Genomic DNA, 21,258 nt, shown 5'->3' with positions numbered 1-21,258 from the left:
TTGGCTATAAATTGAGATAAATAGTCAATTTAATGAAATGCCCCCTCTTTAAATTTGATTATCAATTATAAACTAACCAATCTTCCAATGAAAAAAAGAAATCTACACTCTTTGCACATTCGGTATTTATTGCTTTTGGGCTTATCGATGCCATTGGTTCCTCTGTTTGTTCATGCTCACCCCGTTAGCTTCCGTGCCCCACTATTCCAACAACAGGAAATAAAAGGTACTGTACGTAATCAACAAGGCGAACCATTACAGGGGGTAACCGTGTTCCCTAAGTCAAAACCAAATGCAGGTACGGTAACAGATGAACAAGGTAATTTCACGGTTACTGTTTCTTCTACCAACGAAACTATTGTTTTTAGAAACATCGGTTATGTCACTCAAGAACTCCAAACGAGCAACAATATGACGATTACCCTAGAGGCGTCAGATGACAATCTAGAGGAAGTCGTTGTAGTTGGTTATGGTACTCAAAAGAAAGAATCCTTAACGGGCGCTATCTCGACGGTGACCTCCAAAGACATTGCCAGATCTGTTGCAGCAACGACCTCGGGTGCCATGGTCGGTAAGATCGCCGGGGTAAACAGCCGTATGCCTGATGGGCGCCCAGGTGCTTCCACCAGTATCAATATCCGTAACATGGGTACTCCACTTTATGTTATTGATGGAGTACAGAAAGATGAAGGCCAATTCAACAACCTTGACTTCAATGATATCGAGAGCATTTCCGTTCTTAAAGATGCATCAGCCGCCATTTATGGGGTTAGAGCAGCAAACGGAGTGGTTGTGGTAACCACAAAAAAAGGTTCGCGTGGTGATAAAAACGAATTCAATATCAATTCTTACTATGGTTGGCAGAGCATGTTTAGATTCCCTAGACCAGCTAGTGCCTCAACCTATGTAAAAAGTTATATCCAATCTGACGCTATCTTGGGCATCCCCAACCCACAGTATACGCCAGATGATCTTGCCAAATGGGAACAAGGAACTGAAAAAGGTTACAGACCTTGGGATTGGTATGATTATATCTTAGAGACCAGTCCACAGAAATATATTTCTGGTAGTGTTTCAGGTGGTTCAGAAAAAATCAATTACTACTTGAGTGCAGGCCATTTAGACCAACAATCCATCATTAGAAATTATGGTGGTTTCAAAAGGACCAATGTTCAGTTGAACCTTGAGGCCAATGTTTCCGAGAAATTGAAGATCGGTGGTAACTTAAATGGTCGTATAGAAAAACGTAGACAACCCGGTGTTCCAGGTGGCGATGATACCTGGCAGGCTTTGTTTGCAATCTATAGAAACTTACCTACTGCAAGGCCTTATGCCAACGATAATCCCCTATATCCAGCTAGAACTGCCGCTAACACCGAAACGAACTTTGCGATGTTGAACTATGATCTTTCTGGAGAGTTCAGGGACACCTGGCGCGTGATGCAATTAAACTTCAATGCCGAATATAAGATCAATGACCACTTAAAACTGACTGGCTTAATGGGCTACTATCTAGCAAACCGTTGGATGGATAACCAAGAATACACCTATAAGCTTTACGGTTATGATGAAGCAACGGATACCTATCCAGTGGTCTTCAGCATGGACAACCCATGGCGGGAGCGTGATATCCGAATGATTGAGGAATTAAGTTATCAGGGAACCTTGAACTATAACCGCACATTTGGAGAGCATACCATTGCTGGGGTATTTGCAGCTGAAGCAATCCAAAGGGATACCCCAAGGTTCTGGGCACATGATAGGCCCGCATCAAATGCCTTATCATTGATGTATTTCCAGACTATGGACCAATTTGATGATTTCGGTAATGACACCCAAGCACGTGCTGGTTTCGCAGGTCGTATCAATTATGACTTTGCCCAAAAATACCTCTTGGAACTATCTGCTCGTTATGACGGTTCTTGGAAATTCCCAGAAAACAACCGTTGGGGATTATTCCCTTCTGTTTCGGCAGGATGGAGGATTTCAAAAGAGAACTTTTGGAAAGATTCAAACTTTGGCTCCAAATTCACCGATTTAAAGGTCCGTGCCTCTTATGGTGTATTGGGTGATGATAACTTGGATCCTTGGAACTACTTTGCATTTGGCTTTATGCCAGGCTACACCTACAAACAAGGTGGCTCGGTTATCAATGGAAACTATGTTGTAGGTGCACAGCCTCGCGGATTACCAGTGACTACCCTATCTTGGATCAGAGCAAATACCTTCGATGTAGGTATTGACTTTGCGCTATTAGGTGGCAAACTGACCGGTTCCATTGATTATTTCAACAGAAAAAGAACTGGATTACCTGCATCGCGCTATGATGTACTATTACCTACTGAGGTTGGATTTGGATTACCTTACGAAAACCTAAATTCCGATATCCATCGGGGTATGGATGGTAGCATTATGTGGAGCAGCACCCTTCAAGATTTCAGGTATAACATAGGTGGTAACTTCACTTTTGCTAGACAGATTGATGGCGAACAATATAAACCAAGATTTGGTAATGCTTGGGATCAATATAGAGGTTCTATCCTAAACCGATACGCCTTCCTAAACTGGGGCTATGAATCCTTGGGTCAATTCCAAAGCTGGGATGAGATCCGTAATTATGATGTAGACAATGATGGCCAAGGTAATACCAGCCTAAGACCTGGAGATATCAAATACAATGATGTCAATGGCGATAAAGTCATCAATGGACTGGATCAAAGACCAATCGGTTACAGGCAAGGTGGATTACCTTATCTGAACTTTGCCGTTAACCTTGGTTTAGGTTACAAAGGATTCGATTTGGCTGCTGATTTCACCGGAGCTTCCTTTGCATCCTACCGCGCAAACTGGGAAGGTATGTTACCATTCCATGATGGAGGAAACAATGCTGCCTACTACATGGAAAACCAATGGACCTTGAGTGACATCACCGATCCAAATAGCGAATTGATACCTGGAAAATTCCCAACTCTGATCCGCGGAAACCAAAACCACAGTAACTATTGGCACAGCGATTTCTGGGTCATGAACGTTACTTATCTGAAATTAAGAAACCTTCAGGTAGGTTATACCCTACCAAGCAAAATGACAGAACGATGGGGATTCAGGAATATTCGCATCTATTCCATGATGCAGAATGTATTCAGTATTGATAATCTGGGCGAAATGAAAATTGACCCAGAGATCACTTCAGAATCTGGAATCCAATACCCTACGAACCGAGTAATCAATGTGGGATTAAACCTAACCTTTTAGTCATGAAGAAATTTAAAATATATATTCTATCAGCAGCATTATTGGCAGGTACTGCATCCTGTTCCAAGTTTTTGGACAGGGAATCTGAATCTATCCTTTCAGATCAACAGGTCTATACAGACGAAAAAATGGTTGCTTCCGTATTGGCCAATTATTATGGAAGAGTAAGTTGGGGACAACATATCGCGAATACTGGAAGTATGGCGATGCTGGATGAAGCTGCTTTTTCTTCCGGAGGCCCCAACAATATGCAAGATTATGGCGATGCGCTTTGGCGTGTATATGATTATACGCTGCTTAGAGACCTCAACTTATTTATCAATGGGGTTAGAAACTCTTCTTTCAGTGAAACTACGCAGGACAACTTTGAAGGTGAAGCACGCTTCCTTAGGGCATGGACTTATTTCAATATGGCTAGAGGCTTAGGTGGGGTTCCCATCATCAATGATGAGGTTTTTGATTACCAAGCTGGTATCGATATCACCACGCTCCAATATCCGCGTTCTACCGAACAAGAGATCTATGATTATATCATAAAAGAGTGTACTGAAATCAGCAGCTTATTGTCTACTGCCAAGAATCCAAACTCGGCTAGAGCCAATAAATGGGCGGCATTATCATTGAAAGCCAGGGCAGCATTATATGCTGGGTCTATCGCTAAGTACAATTATAAAACACCAGAAGTTAAGACCAGTGGTGGTGAAGTAGGAATACCAGTTGCTGAGGCTCCAAAATACTATACTGTAGCTTATGAAACCGCTAAAGATATCTTACAAAACAGCCCTTATGAATTATACAATAAGAATGCTGATAAGGGAAGAAACTTCTATGAGGCCGTAAGCAGCAAAGGAAGCACGGAGGTTATCTGGGCAAGGGATTATAAATATCCTGGACAAACCCATCAATACACCAATAATATCATCGCTTCTTCTGTTCGTGGAGATATTGATGCCAATATCATTACTCCTGTGTTAAATCTTGTGGAGGATTTCGAATACACCGATGATCGCAATGGCGCATTAAAACTGACCAATGATGCCGGAGATTTTATCTATTATAATAATCCATCTGATGTCTTTGCCAAAAAAGATCCGAGGTTATATGGAACCATCATCTATTCGGGTGCAGACTTCTTAGGCTCAACCATCACCTACCAAGCCGGAGTGCGATATTTGGAAGGCGGTACTTGGAAGGTTAAGACAGCTGAACCTGGAAAGTCTGAAGCTCCATACGGGTTGATTACCAGTATGGATGGACCTACAACTTCCAATGATCAATTTGTAAACAAATCTGGATTTAATATCCGTAAGTTTTTGGAAGAAAATCGTGATGCTTCAACACGTGGACGTGGTAGCGATATGTGGTTTGTCCGTTTTAGATTGGGGGAAATTATTTTGATCGCAGCAGAGTCAGCTTTGGAACTGAACAAACCTCAAACCGAAGTGGCTGGATTCATCAATCAAATAAGAGATCGTGCTGGCATCCAAAAATTAACTACAGTAACCTTCAATGATATCGTTCAAGAACGAAGAGTTGAATTGGCATTTGAGGATCACCGCTATTGGGATTTGAAAAGATGGAGAATGGCACATACCGTTTGGAATGGCCAACAGGATAATCCAAAAGCGACCATGTATGTATTATTTCCTTACAAGGTCTATGCGCCTGGAACTCCAAACCATGGTAAATGGGTCTTTGAGAAACGCAAATCTAGTCACGTCATGTATCCTAGGTATTTCAGGTTCCAAAATTATTACAACTTTATCGACCAAGGTTGGATCGATAGAAATCCAAAATTAGTTCGTAACCCTTATCAATAAGACAATGAAAAGATTAAACATACTAGCCATCGGATTATTCCTAAGCCATGCCCTACTCTTTTCCTGCGGGAAGGACAATTACGATGCTCCCAATGCTAACCTGACTGGCAAAGTAACCTATAAAGGTGCAGCTGTTGGAGTTAGAGGGTCTAATAATTCCGTTCGCCTGCAATTATGGCAAGATGGATATGCTTTAAAAAATCCTATTGATGTATTTGTCACTCAAGATGGTTCTTTCTCGGCAGCCCTATTTAACGGTACCTATAAACTGGTCACAGTTCCTGGAAATGGTCCTTGGAAATCTAAATCCGATACCATGACCGTCCAGCTCAATGGCAATACCAATATTGATTTTCCAGTAGATCTATACTATGATCTCAAGGATATCAAATACCAATTGAATGGAAATAACTTAACAGCAACTTTCAATGTGGAGAAACTCGACCCAAGCAAAACCTTGGATGATGTCAACCTATTGGTAGGCAAGACCAAATTTGTGGATTTGGGCCATTTCCTGAAAAGAGCGAATAAATCGGGAGATTCAAATGGCAATGTGACTCTGACGCTGGATATCGGTCCAGAATTGCAGGCTAATCCAATCCTGTTTGCTCGAGTTGCCGCTAAAATCAATGGTATTACTGAAGCTATTTACGACGCTAACATACACCAAGTTAAATAATTGGAAATGCAGATTTTAAGCCGTATAACCCTCATCATCATTACTTTATTTAGTTTCTGCCAAGCGCAGGAAAAGCAGTATAACGTATTGATGATCCTAGTGGATGATTTACGTCCTACACTGGGAGTATACGGCGATAAAGCTGCAATCAGTCCAAACCTTGATAAATGGTCCAAAAATGCAATGGTCTTCGAGAGAGCCTATAGCAATCAAGCAGTTTGTGTTGCCTCTAGGTACAACCTGCTGCTAGGATCAAGATCTACATCTACCGGGTTATATGATTTTGGGAGGGCATTTAGGGATTTTTATCCTGAAGCAACGACCCTCCCAGAGTTGTATAAAAACAACGGCTATTATACCGCTGCAATTGGAAAGGTTTTCCATGTCGGCCATAATACCTATAACGATGAACAATCTTGGTCGGTTCCCCATTGGCATGACAAGGTCATAGAATATGCTGAAAAAGGACATGACAAGGAAACCAGAGAGGAAGCTTTGTTTGCCAATAAAACTTGGGAATATGCCAACCAATTGGAAAAAGGCTCTGCTTGGGAAAAACTGGATGTATCGGATGAAACCTATGCCGACGGTAGGGTTGCTCAGGAAGCGATTTCGCGGATGGATGAATTAAAAGGAAATCAAAAACCATTCTTTTTGGCTGTAGGATTTGCCAGGCCTCACCTACCCTTTACGGTCCCTAAAAAATATTGGGATCTATATGATAAGGACAAGTTGCCATTTCCGACCATTCAAAGCAATCCTAAGCATGCCCCTTCTTGGGCTGTAAAAAGGGATGGTGAAATTTCACAATATGCACAGATCCCAGCTGCAAAGGATAGTGACCCCTTTCCAGCTTCCTTAACCAAGGACCTTATCCATGGTTACTATGCCGGAGTCAGCTATGTTGATGTACAAATCGGCAAGGTATTAAAACATTTACAAAGTACAGGCTTGGACAAGAACACAATTGTTGTAATTTGGGGAGACCATGGCTACCTATTGGGTGAAATGGGTATGTGGACGAAACATGTTAACTATGAATTGGCCAATCGGATTCCTCTACTGATCAAACATCCTGATATGAAAAAGGCTGTACACAGCAAGGAATTGATTGAAACTGTAGATATCTACCCTACATTGGTAGCACTTAGCGGTCTGGAATTAACCAAGATACAACAGCCCATTGATGGCACAAGCTATGCTAATTTTATCCGTTCAGGAAAAGGAAGCTTAAATGAGACCATTTACCATTGCTTTCCAAGAGATGGAAAACTTGGGCGTGCCATTCGGGACAAAGATTATCGATTGATAGCATGGCAAACAATCCAGGGTAATGAAGAACCACAATTTGAACTCTATCAATACAAAGATGGACTTATAGAAACTGAAAATATTTGGAGGGAAGACCATCCAGCATTTATAAAACTAAAGAAAGTCTTGGAGGCACAACCTAAACCTTTGCCTATGAGACCTGCATCTAAACCACGTAAACATTAACAAACAAGAATATGATGAAGAAAACAATTGCAATTGCATGCTTAATTGCCGCTTCTTTCTCGGAGGGAAATGCTCAAGAATGGGCACCAGTCCGCGATAAAATCCTTACTCCATGGGCGGAACAGGTAACTCCTCAAAACGCACACCGAGAGTATCCAAGGCCTCAACTCGAAAGAAAGAACAATTGGCAGAACCTAAATGGTTTATGGAAATATAAAATTACCAATAAAGACCAAAAGGATATCCCAAACGCTTGGGATGGTGATATCTTAGTCCCTTTCGCTGTAGAATCAGCTCTTTCGGGTGTTGCCAAACCAGTAACTAAAGATGATGCCCTATGGTACAACAATAAAATAACTATCGATAAAAAACTGAACAAAGGTCAGGTCCTTCTACACTTTGGTGCTGTGGATTGGGAATGTGACATCTATGTAAATGGGCAGCATGTTGGAAACCATCAAGGTGGTTTTGACCCGTTCAGCATTGACATCAGCAAGGCTATCAAAAAAGGAAAGACCCAAGATATCGCTATCCGCGTTTGGGATCCAACATCAGATGGTCCTCAACCTAGAGGAAAACAGATCAATAACCCACATGGAATTTGGTACACGCCTGTTTCCGGAATTTGGCAAACAGTATGGTTGGAATCCGTTCCTGAAACCCATATCGTCAGCACCAAACAAACACCCGATGTAGACAATTCAGCCTTAAAATTCTCTGCTGAACTGTCTTCAGCAAAAGCTGGAGACCAAATCCTAGTTGAAGCTTATGACAACAGCAATAAAATTGCTGAAGCAAAAGCTAATGCTGGTGAAGAAACGCAATTAAAAATCAATAACCCACAATTATGGTCTCCAGATTCTCCAAAACTCTATGACCTTAAGGTGAAGGTATTGAGAAATGGAAAGGTGATTGACGAAGCTAGTTCATACTTCGCCATGCGCAAGATCAGTGTGAAGAAGGATGCTAATGGAATCCAAAGAATGTACCTGAATGATAAGTTTGTCTTCCATTACGGTCCATTAGACCAAGGTTGGTGGCCAGATGGCTTGCATACTGCCCCGTCGGATGAAGCATTGCGTTTTGATGTGGAGAAAACCAAGGAAATGGGATTCAACATGATCAGAAAACATATCAAGGTAGAACCAGCGAGATGGTACAGGCACTGTGATAGCATTGGGGTATTGGTATGGCAAGATATGCCAAGTGGAGACCTAGGAGGCAATATCTGGGATATGAACCCTGGAAAGATCAGAATTGGCAAACACGATAAAGATCGTACACCTGAATCTGAAGCCATCTATAAAAAAGAATGGAAAGCCATCATGTCCCATTTGCACAACTTCCCATCCATCGTAGTTTGGGTTCCTTTCAATGAGGCTTGGGGTCAATTTAAATCAAAAGAGATTGTGGACTGGACCATCCAAAATGACCCATCCCGATTAGTGAATGGCGCTTCAGGAGGTAATTTTGATGCCCCTGGTCATATCTTTGATATCCATAACTATCCAGATGCAGCCATGCCGAGAGCCGAGCTGTTTGGTGATAAATATGTATTGGTATTAGGCGAATATGGCGGATTAGGCTTACCAGTTGAAGGCCATACTTGGCAACAGAAAGACAATTGGGGCTATCAGTCATTCAAAAATGCTGATGAACTAAAGAAAAGATACCAAGAAGTCGTTTCTGACTTGAGCAAACTGATCCCTAAAGGTTTATCAGCAGGAGTTTATACACAAACAACCGATGTGGAGGTAGAAACCAATGGCTTGATGACTTATGACAGAAAGGTCATGAAGATCCCTGCTAATGAGTTGAAAGAAATCCATAGCAAGCTTTATCAAAGTGATCTCGTTAAATAATAACGATTATACCCATAAATAGAATTTCATAGAACTGGTCGAAAGCAATTTCGACCAGTTTTTTTATGTTTATTCAGCTTAAACTAAAATATATTGGGACCAAAAATGGACCTCATTCCAGAGATATTCGGAAATTTCGCAATATGGCTCGAACATGCCTCGAACAATTCTCGAATCAACATTCCAAATTTTTGTTGATTTTCAAATGCCATAAATTCGATATCAACAGAAAAACCCTATAAAAAGATAAGGCTGCCTAAACAAATAGGCAGCCTTCAGATAATTATTATTTAAGAACACTAGTATCGTACTTTCAATACGATCTGTCCTAAATCACTGAGCTCTTCTTGTCCTGTAAAATAAGCCTTTCCTCCTTTTGAGAGTACATTCCAAGCAATACTGGATACAATATCATCCACTACACCAGTTTCTTTTGCATCGTCCACTAAATCGAAGCTGCGGTCTGATGTCATCTTTACAGGCTGTTCATAGTCTTGTTGTACCATCAACAGGTCTCCTCGACCATCTATTGCAGCTTGATAGATATCTTGAAGATCAGTGAGTACCTGACCGGAAGAAACCGCTTGTTTCAATTCTCCAATTGCAAGGCCACGTTCTTCTTTTTGAAGGTCTTTAATACTTTCAAAAGCCTGTTTTGCCATTTTATCAGGTTCTGAAACATCATAGTTCTTATTATCATGAGCGATATACATTTTAGGGATATCGGCAACCTCCATAAGCATTGCGTAGTTTGGCTCAGTTGAAATAACGACAACATCCAAATCGTTGCCATTATGGACCTCAACCACCGCCTTATCAATTTGATTGAAATACTCCTTTAATCGATTTTCCACTTTGTTGTTATCGGAACCCGTTACTTCCAAAGGATTAGCATCAAATGGAAAGTCATCATTGACGATTTCCTTTTCAATACCATCGTTTAAGGCTTCAAACAAATGAGCACCACCTTGGGCAATCGACAAGATCATATATTCTTTGGTTCTATTCAATGCCTTGATCAATGGTTTTACAGCAAAGGTATCATCAATAAAAACTGCCTCATTATCTACCGGCCAAGGAGATACGACTAATTCATCAACATCTTTGGAAATAAATACATGTAAGCTATCCATTAACTTGGTGGTAGCCAACTTATCAGGCAATTCCTCCAATTTTTCCAAGATCTCTGGAATATCTCTTTTTCCATATTCTTCAAGCAATCTATTTTCAGCTTCCTTAATCAGATTTTTGAGGATAATTGGATTCTTTTCGCTATCTGGAAAAGTTCTATATGTATTAAAGGAAAGAGTGATGCTAGGAGATTCATTTTTTTCTGTCAATGACTGAATAATATCTTTTAATGCCATAGGTTTTATTAATTAAAAATGTGAATTATACTTTATCATATAGGTATAAAACAGGTATAGCGACTAATGGTTTTAGATAATCTGGATAAGATCGAGCGATTTCGAGGATAAAAGGGCGAATATTACAAAAGATGGATTTGGATAGCTAAATTTGCCCCTGAGAAACGATTTATGAAGAACAAGCAGAAAAATTTCTTTTCAAGGCATTTGGACGAGATCAAGGATACCATATTTCCTTTCGATGAAAACGATAGCCCTGGACAAAGAAGGGTTAAAAAATTAGGTTGGGTGATGTTTTTAATTTTGATGTCATGTGGACTTTTAGCCATGTTAGTAGCCGTATCTTTCGCACATTAAGGCTCTTTTTTCTAGACCCTTATTTCCTTATTTATGGTATTGTATGGGTTATTGTACGTTATTGCAGGGTAACAGGAAACCCCATTCCTTATGTCAATAATTGGCTTACCGATTTGGTATTTGTTCCTTTAATTGCTCATTTTGCCTTTTGTATTGGTTTCTTGCTTTTGGATTTGAAAAGAGGATTTTCCTTTCCATTGGCTCAGCTGTTTGCCTTGGCTTTCATGTGCTCCATATTCTTCGAGGTCCTGAGTCTCAAGTTTACCGATTACAATACGGCCGATATCTTTGATGTAGTTTGCTACTTTCTAGGCGCTCTATTTTATTATTTTATCCATCAGCCCTATAACAACAGCAAATTCGTCAAGGAAGGAATTAGCCTACCAGCGACCGCCAGCACCACCACCTCCAGATGAGCCACCGCCAAAGGAACCACCACCTGATGAACTCCCTCCGCCTCCACCTGAGGAACTACTTCCATCAGAACTTCGCTCTAATATTGGAATAAAAAAAGTGCCCAATTTTAGGATATAATCACAGTTTTCGCATTTATCCATTTTCTCACCTTCTCCTCTTGTGGTATATGTTGCCTTTTTTAGTACTTTTTCTTTATTTTTTTCCAAGGTGTAAAAATGGCATTCAGGACATTCGAATAATGACTTATTAATGTCCCAAGGAATGAGCTTCAGCTCTTGGGTTTTCTTATTTTTCCAGATTTCATATCTCCTTGAACCAATTTTCTCTTCTTTAAGTTGACCTTTATTCAAGTATTGGCTGTTTTCCGATTTCTTGGATGTCCTAATGATCCTTTCCCAATCCCCTGAATTGTCCGGTGGATCATAACGATGTTTGTATTTATTTAATCGAAACAGGATTCCCCCCATATTGAACAATGCCAATGGAGCAAGAATGGAAGGAATAAAAGTCAATCCTGCAAATTTCTTTAGCGCGATTCCCTTTTCCTTTTCATCGACATAGCTCTTTTTAATAGCTTCTTGGGTATCGTGAATCTTCATCCAGAGCACCAAGCCTCCAAAAACAAACAAGAAGTAAGGGGTATTTTTAACCTGATAGACTTGTTCAAAGTTTTTGAAAATAAAGGCAAATATGAAAATTGATAAAAACATTAAGAAAGCCATGCAACCCAAACCATAAAAAAATGGAGCAATGGGTTTTAACTTTTGTTTTTCAGTTTTTAATCGCTTACCTATTATATGTATATAGATGTAAAGGATCAAAAATAATCCTATTACCAATAGGCTATTCTTGAAATAAGGATTCTGTAGGTTAAAGAAAGGAATAGCCTCGGGCATCATGGATTTTAATTCCTCTAATGAGTTCGGTGATTTCAAGATATGGGCAATAAACTCACTGGCTTGATATACTCCTTGATCATAATTGCCTTCTTTAAAATTAGGGACCAGGTATTTTTCACCTACCCGTTTTAGATATACGTCAGGAAAGATCCTTTCCATACCATAACCTGAAATAAAACGGTATTGTCGCTTTTCCTTAGCAATAAATAGTAATAGTCCATTATTGGCTTCCTTCTTGCCTATTCCCCATTTATTGAACAAATCCAGAGCAAACTGGAAGTCGTCATCCGAATCATAATCATTTACAAGGACGATGGCATACTCAGCACCGGTCTGTTTTTCGATGTCTACCGAGATGCTATCCAAGAGATTGACTGTATGGCTCTCCAAGATTCCATCAGGATCGCTCACAAAGTAATCCTGTCCTTTGGCTTTCGGACTTGGGACTTCGTCAATATTATAGATGGTTTGCGCCGAAAGGCTCTGGGTAAATAGCAATCCTTGTAGGATAAAACCAATCCATAGCAAGGTCTTGATTGTTGATCCTAAAAAATAGGGGTAATTGCTTTTCATCGAAAAAAAATTGGGTTACATAAAAATAATAAAATCTAAGAAGCCATGCTAAAGCGGTTTAATAGAAATATATAATATCGACAAACATTCTGTCATGTTTTTAGGTAATTAGATTAGGGAATTGTAATTAAATGGTTACTAATCAAGCCATAATGTTAGCATTACAGTTTCTTGACATTTATTTTGTAGAATGGTCTATATTTTGAGAACAGCAGGTTATGACAAAGATATTGAAAGTATTAATCGTTCTAGGTTTGATCATTGGAATCACTTGGTTTGTTTGGGAAAGGATAAAACCCGCCCCAACTAAAGAGACCAACCATCAGATATTGGTTGAGAAAATCGAGTCAATGGGTAAATTGGAACTTGTAAAATATCGCCTAAGCGATGTGGTGGAACATAAGAATATGACTGCTTACCTTCCCGACGCAAGTGTGCTGTTGATTATTAAAGCCGATGCAGTGGGTTGTATTGATTTGGGTAAACTAAAAGCGGAGGATGTAAAAGTAATGGATGACTCGGTCACCATTAGCTTACCGAAGCCTGAGATCTGTTATGTAAAAATTGACCACAAAGCCTCTAAGGTATATGATACCAAAATGGCATTTTTTAGAGAAGCAACTTTAGTGGATGAAGCCTTTAAGGCCGCAGAGGAAGAAATAACCAATCAGGTTAAGAAATCTGATATTCTGGAGCAGACAAAAAACAATGCCACACATGTATTGCGACCATTATTGGAAGGATTAGGCTATACGAAAATCAATTTGACTTTTTACTAGAATCGCATGTCGGAAAGAGAGCGGAAAGACGTTTTTAAGGTATATGATATCATTGGGGAACGCTTCTTTGAAAACAGAAGCCAAAACCTCATGGAGGAAAAGTACCTGGAGTTGATCTGCTCCTTGATTCCGAAGCAAGGTAATATCCTTGATCTGGGCTGTGGATCAGGCAAACCCATCTTTGAATACTTCAAAAATAGAGGTTATCAAGTAGTTGGCGTGGATGCCAGTGAGAAAATCCTGTCGATAGCGAGAGAAAATTTTCCTGAAGATGAGTTTTTTCTGATGGATATGCGACAATTAAAGCTGGAACAAAAGTTTAATGCTATTATTGCTTGGCATAGTTTCTTCCATCTGGAAGGCAAGGACCAAGAAAAGATGTTCAAAATATTCCAAGAACAGCTTGAACCCAATGGGGCCTTGATGTTTACCTCTGGAAACGAGCTTGCAGAAGCTTGGAGTGAAAATTATGGACAGGATTTATATCATGCTTCCTTATCTCCCGAACAGTATCAAGAGCTATTGGCAGCACATCATTTTAAACTTATCCAACATAGTATTGAGGATCCCGAATGTGGCGGTGCTACAGTTTGGATTGCTCAATTAATTCAATGACTCCTTGAACTTCACTTTCTTCATATTCGGAAGGAAATAAGCCGCAATGCCAATCAGTGGCAGATAGGAACATACCAAATAGATATTTTCCAGCGAGGTATGATCGGCCCAATAACCTAAGATAGCAGCACCTATCCCTCCCATTCCAAATGCAAATCCATAGAACAGACCTGAGACCATCCCTAATTTTCTTGGTAAGAGCTCTTGAGCATAGACCAAAATGGATGGGAATGCAGATGCCATGATCAAGCCGATGATAAAAACCAATACTCCAGACCAAAAGAGACTGGCAAAGGGCAGTAACAGACTAAATGGAGCACAACCTAAGACCGAGAACCAAATTATATATTTCCTTCCCAAATAATCGCCTAAAAAGCCACCAAATAGGGTTCCTAAAGCAATGGCAATCAAGAAATAAAATAAATAGACTTGGGCTTGAACTTCGGTAATGGCAAATTTCTCCATCAGATAAAATTGCAGGTAGCTGGTAATACTGGCAATGTATACATATTTAGAGAAGATCAATAGCAATAAGATAAAGATGGCGAAATTGATCGTTGCATCCGAAAGATCTGGCAATTTGACCAGTTTTTTAGCTTGTCCTTTCACGGCAGTCAGTACTTGCTTATACCACACGGCGATATATGAAAGTACGATCTGTGCAAATACACCTGCCAGTAAAAACCATAAGATATACCGTTGACCATGCGGTACAACAAAGAGTGCCAGTAGTAATGGCGCTAAGGCCGAACCAGTATTCCCACCAATCTGAAATATAGATTGGGCAAGGCTCCTTTTTCCACCGGAGGAAAGAAAAGCCACCCGAGAAGATTCTGGATGGAATATCGAGGAACCAATCCCCACCATGGTAACCGAGAATAGAACGGAATAATAATTATTGGAATATGCCAATGCAATAACTCCAATTATACTGAACATCATGCCAATTAACTGGGAATAAGGTTTGGGGTGCTTATCGGTATATGCGCCAACAATAGGCTGCAATAGAGAAGATGACAACTGGAAACAGAAAGTAATCACGCCAATCTGTGCAAAGCTCAAATGAAAGTTTTCTTTCAACAGTGGATATGAAGCGGGGATAATCGCTTGGATCATATCATTGGAAAGATGGGCAAGTGCTATAGCAAGTAGGATTGGGTAAGAGGTTTTCGACTGATCGTAGGAGAAAGATTGTTTTGGCATAAACTGACAAATAAATTAAATTGCTGTTAGGCAAATCATTAAAAATCAAAGCATATATCCAGACAATAATATCTTATTGGGAGGGTAAGCTGCACAAATGTAAGGCAATATATAGCGGAATACCAAAGATTATGGGAGAAATCTGAATAAATAAATGGCCTGTTATAACATTTTACTTTAATTCAATAAAAAAGCGCGGGAACCGCGCTTCTTCTCTCATTATTAGTTCATAAGAGCCAATAGAATGTGAATTATTGACAATAAAAAATCTGCTATTGAATTAATCCATTTTCAGCGTAGGCTTGATATCCTCGTAAATTGCCATATATTCTAAGCCTGCTTGTCCGGCATTGATTACCTCACCTTGGATCATCACCTGTATATTCCCATCTTGTTGCGGAACCTCTAGGACCTTTGAAATCTTGACATGCCCCCCAACAGGGATTTCGGACTTCAGTTCAGCATTAGGCATGCTGCTTTCTGCAGAAAGGAAATATCCGGATTTTCCGCCATCGGAATGCGTGTAATGATAATAATAAAGGGGTTCTTTGGTAATGAAAATATTGTTTGCAATATCCGCGTATTTAGGATCCTTCGTTACATCTCCCTTTTGGCCTGTACAAGCTGAAAAGATCAAGACCGATAAAACAATCGCCAGCCAACTTAAATGTTTCTTCATCATTTGCTAATTCTATAAGTTTTAAAATTATTTTTTCTATTCTCCTATTGATGGCATAAAGGTCAGGATATAGGGTTTAAAGCAAGAAAAAATTGAATGACAAAGCGTATACAGGCGTATTTTGCCTTATATACAATATATATACAAGAAAAATAAGTGTACAGAATTGCCCTAAAAGTAAGGGGATTAGGGATGGATGGTAGGAAATAGTTGAGGTATTGTTGGGGAAGTATTAAGTTATTTTTGCGGCATTTGTCATCATGAGAAGGAAAATTTGAGCTTAATTTATCGGAAGGTGATGACAGCATGTTGGCAATGAAAATCTATTAGCTCTTTTGTTTTTTAAATATAGAATCCCATTATGGGTTCCATTATTTTAGCAGACATGGCACTTTAGCCTGGAAGTCGCGCAAAAACGATGTTCGATTAATCGAACATCGTTTTTGCATTAGCCCTTTATTGTTTACCATCCATGCTAAAATAATTCATCCCCGCTGGGGGTGTATGGCCGATAAAAAATATTATTCTGGAGAGGAAATATAGGTCTAAATACCTAGAAACACAGATTTAACAAACGTGTCATTGGTAGGCACGAAGTTTCTCGGAACTATACAAACAATGATTGTATTGGCGTACAGGTCCTCCATCTTCGATGGAGAATGACATGATCAAGGTGAGAGAGCCGTACAGATTCTTCACTGATCGTTCAGAATTAGAAAGGTGCTTGGGAGGGATTCAGAGCACAGTGAACGAACTATTTCCTTTCCTAGGGTAGATTTATTGAAAAATATTTCACCCCTTCCAGGGGTTATCCGTTAAACGGTACATTTTTCTACAAAGATGTCACCCCCGCTGGGGGTTTTCTGCAAACACCAGCCTTCCGGAGAAAGTCCTTTAGCCTCCGGCTCATTTCCAGTGGCGGAAAAATGGAAAGAATGCCGATGCCCTGTGCGTTGGGATTGGCCTTGGAATGCTTTCAGAAGGTCTTCCCATCAAAAGGGATGACCTTCTGAAAGATATTCCCGACAACAAGGCATTCTTTTCATGTGTGATGGGCAGTGCGAAAAGCCACCTTAAATGGGCCGAAGGTTTTACGGATTCGAGTTGTCTTTGGTATCCGTGAGCTCCTTCGTCGGTTTGGTTACTTTTGGGCTCCAAAAGTAACGAAGAGAATCCTTCTGAAAAATATTTCCCCCTTCCAGGTGTTCCCTACATCCATTTCCATAAATAAAAAAGTGGAAACAATTCAAATTGTTTCCACTTTTTAAATACACTTATTTTTTCAGTTTTATATATTTTGGAAGAATTGAACAACTTGGTTCAAGTTGGAATCTTTTAAGATCACTTTTTTATTTTCATCCATTAAATAAATAGTCGGAGTTGCCTTGATCATATACAAACCTTTGGTTACAACGGTTTGATCTTCATCCAATCCATTGATCCAATTACTTGGAATGTTTTTTTGGTAGCTTTCCCAAATCTCTTTGTTTCCGTCAGGATATAGAGCTAAGATCTTTAGGGCCCCTTTTTCCAATACGGCATTGAAACCTGGGTTCGATTTAATCTGGCCAATTGTTTCCTCACAATTACTGCATCCCGGTTCGTAAAAGATCAGCATAGTAAATGGCGCCTTGATTGCATTTAGTGAAGATGTGGTACCATCAGGTGTTAAGAAATTGAAATCAGCTGCCAGTGTTCCTGGTTTGTTTTTCCTTAACAATGGTAATAAGGTTTCATATTTAATTTTCTCTTCTGGAGAAAGCTTACCGGAACCAATCAAATAATCCAAAAAGGTTTCATAGTACAGATCATTGCGCATTGGCGAATTTGGATTAGCTAGATAGTTGTCGAATTGGAACTTAAAGAATTCAAATACAGAATTTTCAATCTTGGCTTCGTTGAACAAGGCTTCAATTCCTTCCTTCAAGGTATCTGGCTGCACTAAGGGGAAATGTCCAATATAATCAGCGACAGCTTGCTCACCATAATTGGGGTCAAAGACTTTGCTGGTGTCCCTAAAATTGAAATTATCCCAGAAGTGATTGAAAACATAGGTGATTTTTGCTTCCTCTCCTTGGATGTTATCAGGAGCTTTAGGTGGAGCATAAGCTGCATTTGCAGGAAGATCGTTTATGATTTCAGCATCGTTATTGTTGGAGTTTGATTTTTGATTACAGGCAGTGACCAGGAGAAGACCTGCAAGAAATCCTAAGGTCAATATATTATTTATTTTCATATTCAATTTATTATAAACCAATAGCAAGAAATACTGTGCCAAGGTAAGTTTTTAGAAATAAAATAAGAAAGATAAGGGTAATTTGAGGGTTTAAAAAAAGAGAAGCCTTGAAATCGGGCGAGATCAAGGCTAATTATTAATAGTTAGTGAATCTAAGCTTATCTATTAAGGGTATACTTCACACCTACCGAAGTAGATACGGCCCCTTCAAAATTCCTTCCTCCCACTTCACCATCGAATTCATCACCGTAAAGGTTACCTCTAACATCCAAAGTGAAGTCTAACTTATCCGTTAAACGGAATGTTTGTAGGACACCTAAGTTAGGACTGAATTTCAATGATCCTGGATCTGACAATACGGCTCCGAAACCGATTCCCACATAAGGAATTAAATTGTACAAACGTCCTGGGTCATAACCCAATGCATCATTGGTCCAGTTGAACATAAAATCTGCGTGTACATTAATGAAGTTGAATTTTTGATGCTCTAATGATTGTGCAACATTAAAAACTTCACCAGTCGAGTACATTTTAGTTTGGGTGATACCTTTGTAATTCAATCCGTTCACGCCAAGTCTAACTGCAAATTTTTCGTTAATCCATTTACCTCCATATACCTCAAACTGAGGAGAGATTCTTTTTCCGAAATCTAATTGTTTGTCATGGTCACCAAAATATATTTGACCACCCACACTAGCTCCGACAAACCAATGATTCAATTCCGAATTTTCTTGGAAAGCTTTCTTCGCCATGAATTGCGTCTTCCAAGGGTTGTTATTAACTGGTTCCTTCGCGAAACCTGTAACTGCAAACAATGTTGCAAAAACTAAACTACTTAACTTTTTCATTAATGTTGTTTTATGATTAAAAGAAGATTTTTATTACTATTAGCTTATCAATTAGTTAACAAAATCTGCCTCTTCTTTTTTCTATCGCTTCTGAATGTAATTTGTTTAAACTACCTAATAAGTTTAAACACTTAATCTATATAGTTGAAAAATTAATAGTTAGTGTGATTCTATTTTTTTCAATTTTTCTCTGAACAACAGTACGAATATACGTGCTATTTTAACAGGTGCAAATTTCATAGAATCGCTAAATTCCACTAATAATTAATTTTAAAACCCCTAGATTTTATATATTTTCATTGAATATTTAAAATATCTTCAAATACGATGTTTGAGAAGAAACATTTTTGTTGTTTTATGACATGAATTTACTCATAACATTTTTATTTAACAATAAATTGAGATTGACTTTAAATGAATTTGTAAATGTTTATCTACAGGCAAATTTAACTTGGAAAATGGGGAGAAACGGAATGTATATTTGCCTACAGCAAAGGGCTGTCCATGCCGACAGCCCTAAGCAAACTTATTATCAACTTTATTATTTTCTTACACAGCGGATGTTCTCGCGACCACCCATCGTTGATTGAAATCCGTGCATCCAAACGTAATCACCGATAATAGGAACAGATCTATTATCACTTACTCTATAACTTTGAACACCTCCTAAGATACCTCCCAAAACGGCTGGATCATGCGTCCAAAAATAACCGTCATTTCTATAATCCATTGGACCCAACAAGGTCATGAAATAACCTAATTTTAGAATCCTAACTTTATTACCTTGGTAAGGAGCAGCTACCCCAACGGCATCATATTCAACATAGTCAGGCTGCAAATTACGACCTGCTGTTCGTTCAGTTAATATCTTTGTTTCAGACTTTGTCGGCATTCTCCACTTGTTCAAAGGATAAACTCGGGTACAAGGGTCTTGTTGATTTGCTGCCGATGTCGGGAAAGAAGATCTATACTCCCAAAACTCTTCTCCATCTCTTGGGTAAGAATCAATTTCAATCATATGTCTAAAACGATATGCCTTATCTGCAGTACTGAAATATAGATTTGCTCTCGACCATTGCAAGCCAACTAGCGACAAGGCTGACTCAATTAAATCCATTGAATTAGTCAATCTATTCCCCCAGTTAACAGCCGTCATATCCATAGCATATTGGAATGGGGTTGAAAATGTCCTGGTACTGTTATTATCAAGTTTAACGGTAAATGTTGAAACATTTACAGTCATCGGAACTATTGGCGTTTGAGCTGCAGTATAGTAATATGCAACCTTGATTGTATCCTTGGTAGCAACACTATAATTTGTAAAAGTAAGATTACCTACGTCTACAGTTGAAGTATTTTCATACTGTCCAGTAAATACATTTAATGTTCCTTTTTTAATATAGTCAGTATTAGCAAACTTTGCTGTAATGGTCTGAAGACCTGCGAACATTCCTCTAGCACTCAGTTCTGCCCCGATCCTAGCTGTACGGTGTGCAAACCTAACAAGCAAAGGTTTATCAACAGTTCCCGCACCAGTAACAGTTACCGTTCCGCTAGCGTACAATAAAGGCTTATCTACCACTGACTCAATAACCGGTGCTGCTGGATTGGCAACATCTGGAATATTATCTGTCGAATTGTAGGAATAAGCATACCATTGGTATTCTTCATTTTTCACTACTTCAACGTGAGATGCTACACCTGATTCTGCATGTAAAGAGGTCACAAACTTTCCATCTTTATAAAGCAGCAATCTGTATTTTACCCCTCTATCCATAGCAATAGCTTTCGTAGCAGACTTTCCGTTACTTTTTGCAACTTGACTGTTCGAAACAGTTCTGTCGCCTTCAACTTGATCTTGCTGAAGCCTTACAACAGCATCAAATTCTTTGTAAGAAACATCCTTTTCTTCTAACACACCTGAAGCCAATTGTGTAGAAGTTTTTGAATTAGACGCTTTCATTGCCTTAGGAGCGATATCGACTTCGTTTTCAATTCCTTCAACTTTAATACTAAGTGAAGCAGAAGCGCCAGAACCAGCATCGCCGGAGTCTGCGTTCTTATCACAACTTGTCATTAATCCCAAGGTGACAACCCCTAAAACACAAAATCTAACAAGACTTGTATTTGATATTTTTAGATATGATTTCATTTTCTTATTTGCCCTTAATT

15 protein-coding genes are annotated in these 21,258 nt (G+C 39.3%); 8 read left to right on the top strand and 7 right to left on the bottom strand.

All coding sequences use genetic code 11. From position 1 onward, the window contains the following. Positions 1-87 precede the first annotated feature (87 nt). From CKW03_RS09530 to CKW03_RS09510, 5 genes are read left to right on the top strand one after another with little or no spacing between them, the layout of a single operon-like run. Positions 88-3,255: a SusC/RagA family TonB-linked outer membrane protein gene (locus CKW03_RS09530; protein ID WP_197701003.1), complete on the top strand. Its 3,168-nt coding sequence runs from the start codon at positions 88-90 to the stop codon at positions 3,253-3,255. Between the two features lie 2 nt (positions 3,256-3,257). Next, complete coding sequence (locus CKW03_RS09525) at positions 3,258-5,075, top strand: RagB/SusD family nutrient uptake outer membrane protein (protein WP_093096144.1); 1,818 nt, start codon at positions 3,258-3,260, stop codon at positions 5,073-5,075. Positions 5,076-5,079: 4 nt separating this feature from the next. Then, positions 5,080-5,754: a DUF3823 domain-containing protein gene (locus CKW03_RS09520; protein WP_093096143.1), complete on the top strand. Its 675-nt coding sequence runs from the start codon at positions 5,080-5,082 to the stop codon at positions 5,752-5,754. Positions 5,755-5,760: 6 nt separating this feature from the next. Beyond that, the gene (locus tag CKW03_RS09515; RefSeq protein ID WP_093096142.1) at positions 5,761-7,251 is read left to right on the top strand and encodes a sulfatase; all 1,491 of its coding nucleotides are present in this window, start codon (positions 5,761-5,763) and stop codon (positions 7,249-7,251) included. A gap of 11 nt (positions 7,252-7,262) precedes the next feature. Continuing rightward, positions 7,263-9,113, top strand: coding sequence for a glycoside hydrolase family 2 protein (locus CKW03_RS09510; RefSeq protein ID WP_236736452.1), 1,851 nt, complete (start codon positions 7,263-7,265; stop codon positions 9,111-9,113). Between the two features lie 299 nt (positions 9,114-9,412). Here the strand turns inward: CKW03_RS09510 and CKW03_RS09505 are convergent, their stop codons facing one another. Next, positions 9,413-10,480, bottom strand: a complete 1,068-nt coding sequence (locus tag CKW03_RS09505) for a baeRF3 domain-containing protein (RefSeq protein WP_093096140.1) — start codon at positions 10,478-10,480, stop codon at positions 9,413-9,415. A 311-nt stretch (positions 10,481-10,791) separates the two neighbouring features. Here CKW03_RS09505 and CKW03_RS20585 point away from each other — a divergent pair, with 311 nt between their 5' ends. Continuing rightward, entirely contained in the window at positions 10,792-11,253 is a 462-nt protein-coding gene (locus CKW03_RS20585) for a hypothetical protein (protein ID WP_139185434.1), read from the top strand. Here CKW03_RS20585 and CKW03_RS09495 read toward each other — a convergent pair. Further along, entirely contained in the window at positions 11,218-12,726 is a 1,509-nt protein-coding gene (locus tag CKW03_RS09495; protein WP_093096136.1) for a TPM domain-containing protein, read from the bottom strand. The two genes, CKW03_RS20585 and CKW03_RS09495, sit on opposite strands and share 36 nt — an antisense overlap. A gap of 218 nt (positions 12,727-12,944) precedes the next feature. Here CKW03_RS09495 and CKW03_RS09490 point away from each other — a divergent pair, with 218 nt between their 5' ends. Both CKW03_RS09490 and CKW03_RS09485 read left to right on the top strand, forming a co-directional pair. Continuing rightward, positions 12,945-13,505, top strand: coding sequence for a DUF4230 domain-containing protein (locus CKW03_RS09490; RefSeq protein ID WP_093096135.1), 561 nt, complete (start codon positions 12,945-12,947; stop codon positions 13,503-13,505). 6 nt (positions 13,506-13,511) lie between these two features. Next, positions 13,512-14,120, top strand: a complete 609-nt coding sequence (locus CKW03_RS09485; protein WP_093096134.1) for a class I SAM-dependent DNA methyltransferase — start codon at positions 13,512-13,514, stop codon at positions 14,118-14,120. Here CKW03_RS09485 and CKW03_RS09480 read toward each other — a convergent pair. The 5 genes from CKW03_RS09480 to CKW03_RS09460 form a co-directional block, all read right to left on the bottom strand. Next, positions 14,109-15,323: an MFS transporter gene (locus tag CKW03_RS09480; RefSeq protein ID WP_093096131.1), complete on the bottom strand. Its 1,215-nt coding sequence runs from the start codon at positions 15,321-15,323 to the stop codon at positions 14,109-14,111. The genes CKW03_RS09485 and CKW03_RS09480 overlap by 12 nt on opposite strands. A gap of 280 nt (positions 15,324-15,603) precedes the next feature. Further along, positions 15,604-16,005, bottom strand: a complete 402-nt coding sequence (locus tag CKW03_RS09475; RefSeq protein WP_139185433.1) for a hypothetical protein — start codon at positions 16,003-16,005, stop codon at positions 15,604-15,606. Between the two features lie 1,285 nt (positions 16,006-17,290). Continuing rightward, a complete protein-coding gene (locus tag CKW03_RS09470) occupies positions 17,291-18,238 on the bottom strand; it encodes a DUF5106 domain-containing protein (RefSeq protein WP_095067874.1) in 948 nt (315 codons plus the stop codon). Positions 18,239-18,396: 158 nt separating this feature from the next. Next, a complete protein-coding gene (locus CKW03_RS09465; protein ID WP_093096125.1) occupies positions 18,397-19,086 on the bottom strand; it encodes a hypothetical protein in 690 nt (229 codons plus the stop codon). A 541-nt stretch (positions 19,087-19,627) separates the two neighbouring features. Then, positions 19,628-21,163: a hypothetical protein gene (locus CKW03_RS09460; RefSeq protein WP_093096123.1), complete on the bottom strand. Its 1,536-nt coding sequence runs from the start codon at positions 21,161-21,163 to the stop codon at positions 19,628-19,630. Between the last annotated feature and the right edge of the window lie 95 nt (positions 21,164-21,258).

It is taken from the genome of Sphingobacterium mizutaii, assembly GCF_900187125.1.
Lineage (GTDB): Bacteria > Bacteroidota > Bacteroidia > Sphingobacteriales > Sphingobacteriaceae > Sphingobacterium > Sphingobacterium mizutaii.
The sequence above is the reverse complement of the archived record's forward strand: the minus strand, read 5'-3'. Positions and strand labels throughout refer to the sequence as shown.

Excerpts from the sequence above, each read along its gene's own strand:
- CKW03_RS20585 (WP_139185434.1), top strand. The coding sequence starts at position 10,792 with ATGTGGACTTTTAGCCATGTTAGTAGCCGTATCTTTCGCACATTAAGG.
- CKW03_RS09525 (WP_093096144.1), top strand. The coding sequence starts at position 3,258 with ATGAAGAAATTTAAAATATATATTCTATCAGCAGCATTATTGGCAGGT.
- CKW03_RS09460 (WP_093096123.1), bottom strand. The coding sequence starts at position 21,163 with ATGACAAGTTGTGATAAGAACGCAGACTCCGGCGATGCTGGTTCTGGC.
- CKW03_RS09515 (WP_093096142.1), top strand. The coding sequence starts at position 5,761 with ATGCAGATTTTAAGCCGTATAACCCTCATCATCATTACTTTATTTAGT.
- CKW03_RS09530 (WP_197701003.1), top strand. The coding sequence starts at position 88 with ATGAAAAAAAGAAATCTACACTCTTTGCACATTCGGTATTTATTGCTT.
- CKW03_RS09475 (WP_139185433.1), bottom strand. The coding sequence starts at position 16,005 with ATGATGAAGAAACATTTAAGTTGGCTGGCGATTGTTTTATCGGTCTTG.
- CKW03_RS09470 (WP_095067874.1), bottom strand. The coding sequence starts at position 18,238 with ATGAAAATAAATAATATATTGACCTTAGGATTTCTTGCAGGTCTTCTC.
- CKW03_RS09465 (WP_093096125.1), bottom strand. The coding sequence starts at position 19,086 with ATGAAAAAGTTAAGTAGTTTAGTTTTTGCAACATTGTTTGCAGTTACA.
- CKW03_RS09490 (WP_093096135.1), top strand. The coding sequence starts at position 12,945 with ATGACAAAGATATTGAAAGTATTAATCGTTCTAGGTTTGATCATTGGA.
- CKW03_RS09495 (WP_093096136.1), bottom strand. The coding sequence starts at position 12,726 with ATGAAAAGCAATTACCCCTATTTTTTAGGATCAACAATCAAGACCTTG.
- CKW03_RS09510 (WP_236736452.1), top strand. The coding sequence starts at position 7,263 with ATGATGAAGAAAACAATTGCAATTGCATGCTTAATTGCCGCTTCTTTC.
- CKW03_RS09505 (WP_093096140.1), bottom strand. The coding sequence starts at position 10,480 with ATGGCATTAAAAGATATTATTCAGTCATTGACAGAAAAAAATGAATCT.
- CKW03_RS09485 (WP_093096134.1), top strand. The coding sequence starts at position 13,512 with ATGTCGGAAAGAGAGCGGAAAGACGTTTTTAAGGTATATGATATCATT.
- CKW03_RS09520 (WP_093096143.1), top strand. The coding sequence starts at position 5,080 with ATGAAAAGATTAAACATACTAGCCATCGGATTATTCCTAAGCCATGCC.
- CKW03_RS09480 (WP_093096131.1), bottom strand. The coding sequence starts at position 15,323 with ATGCCAAAACAATCTTTCTCCTACGATCAGTCGAAAACCTCTTACCCA.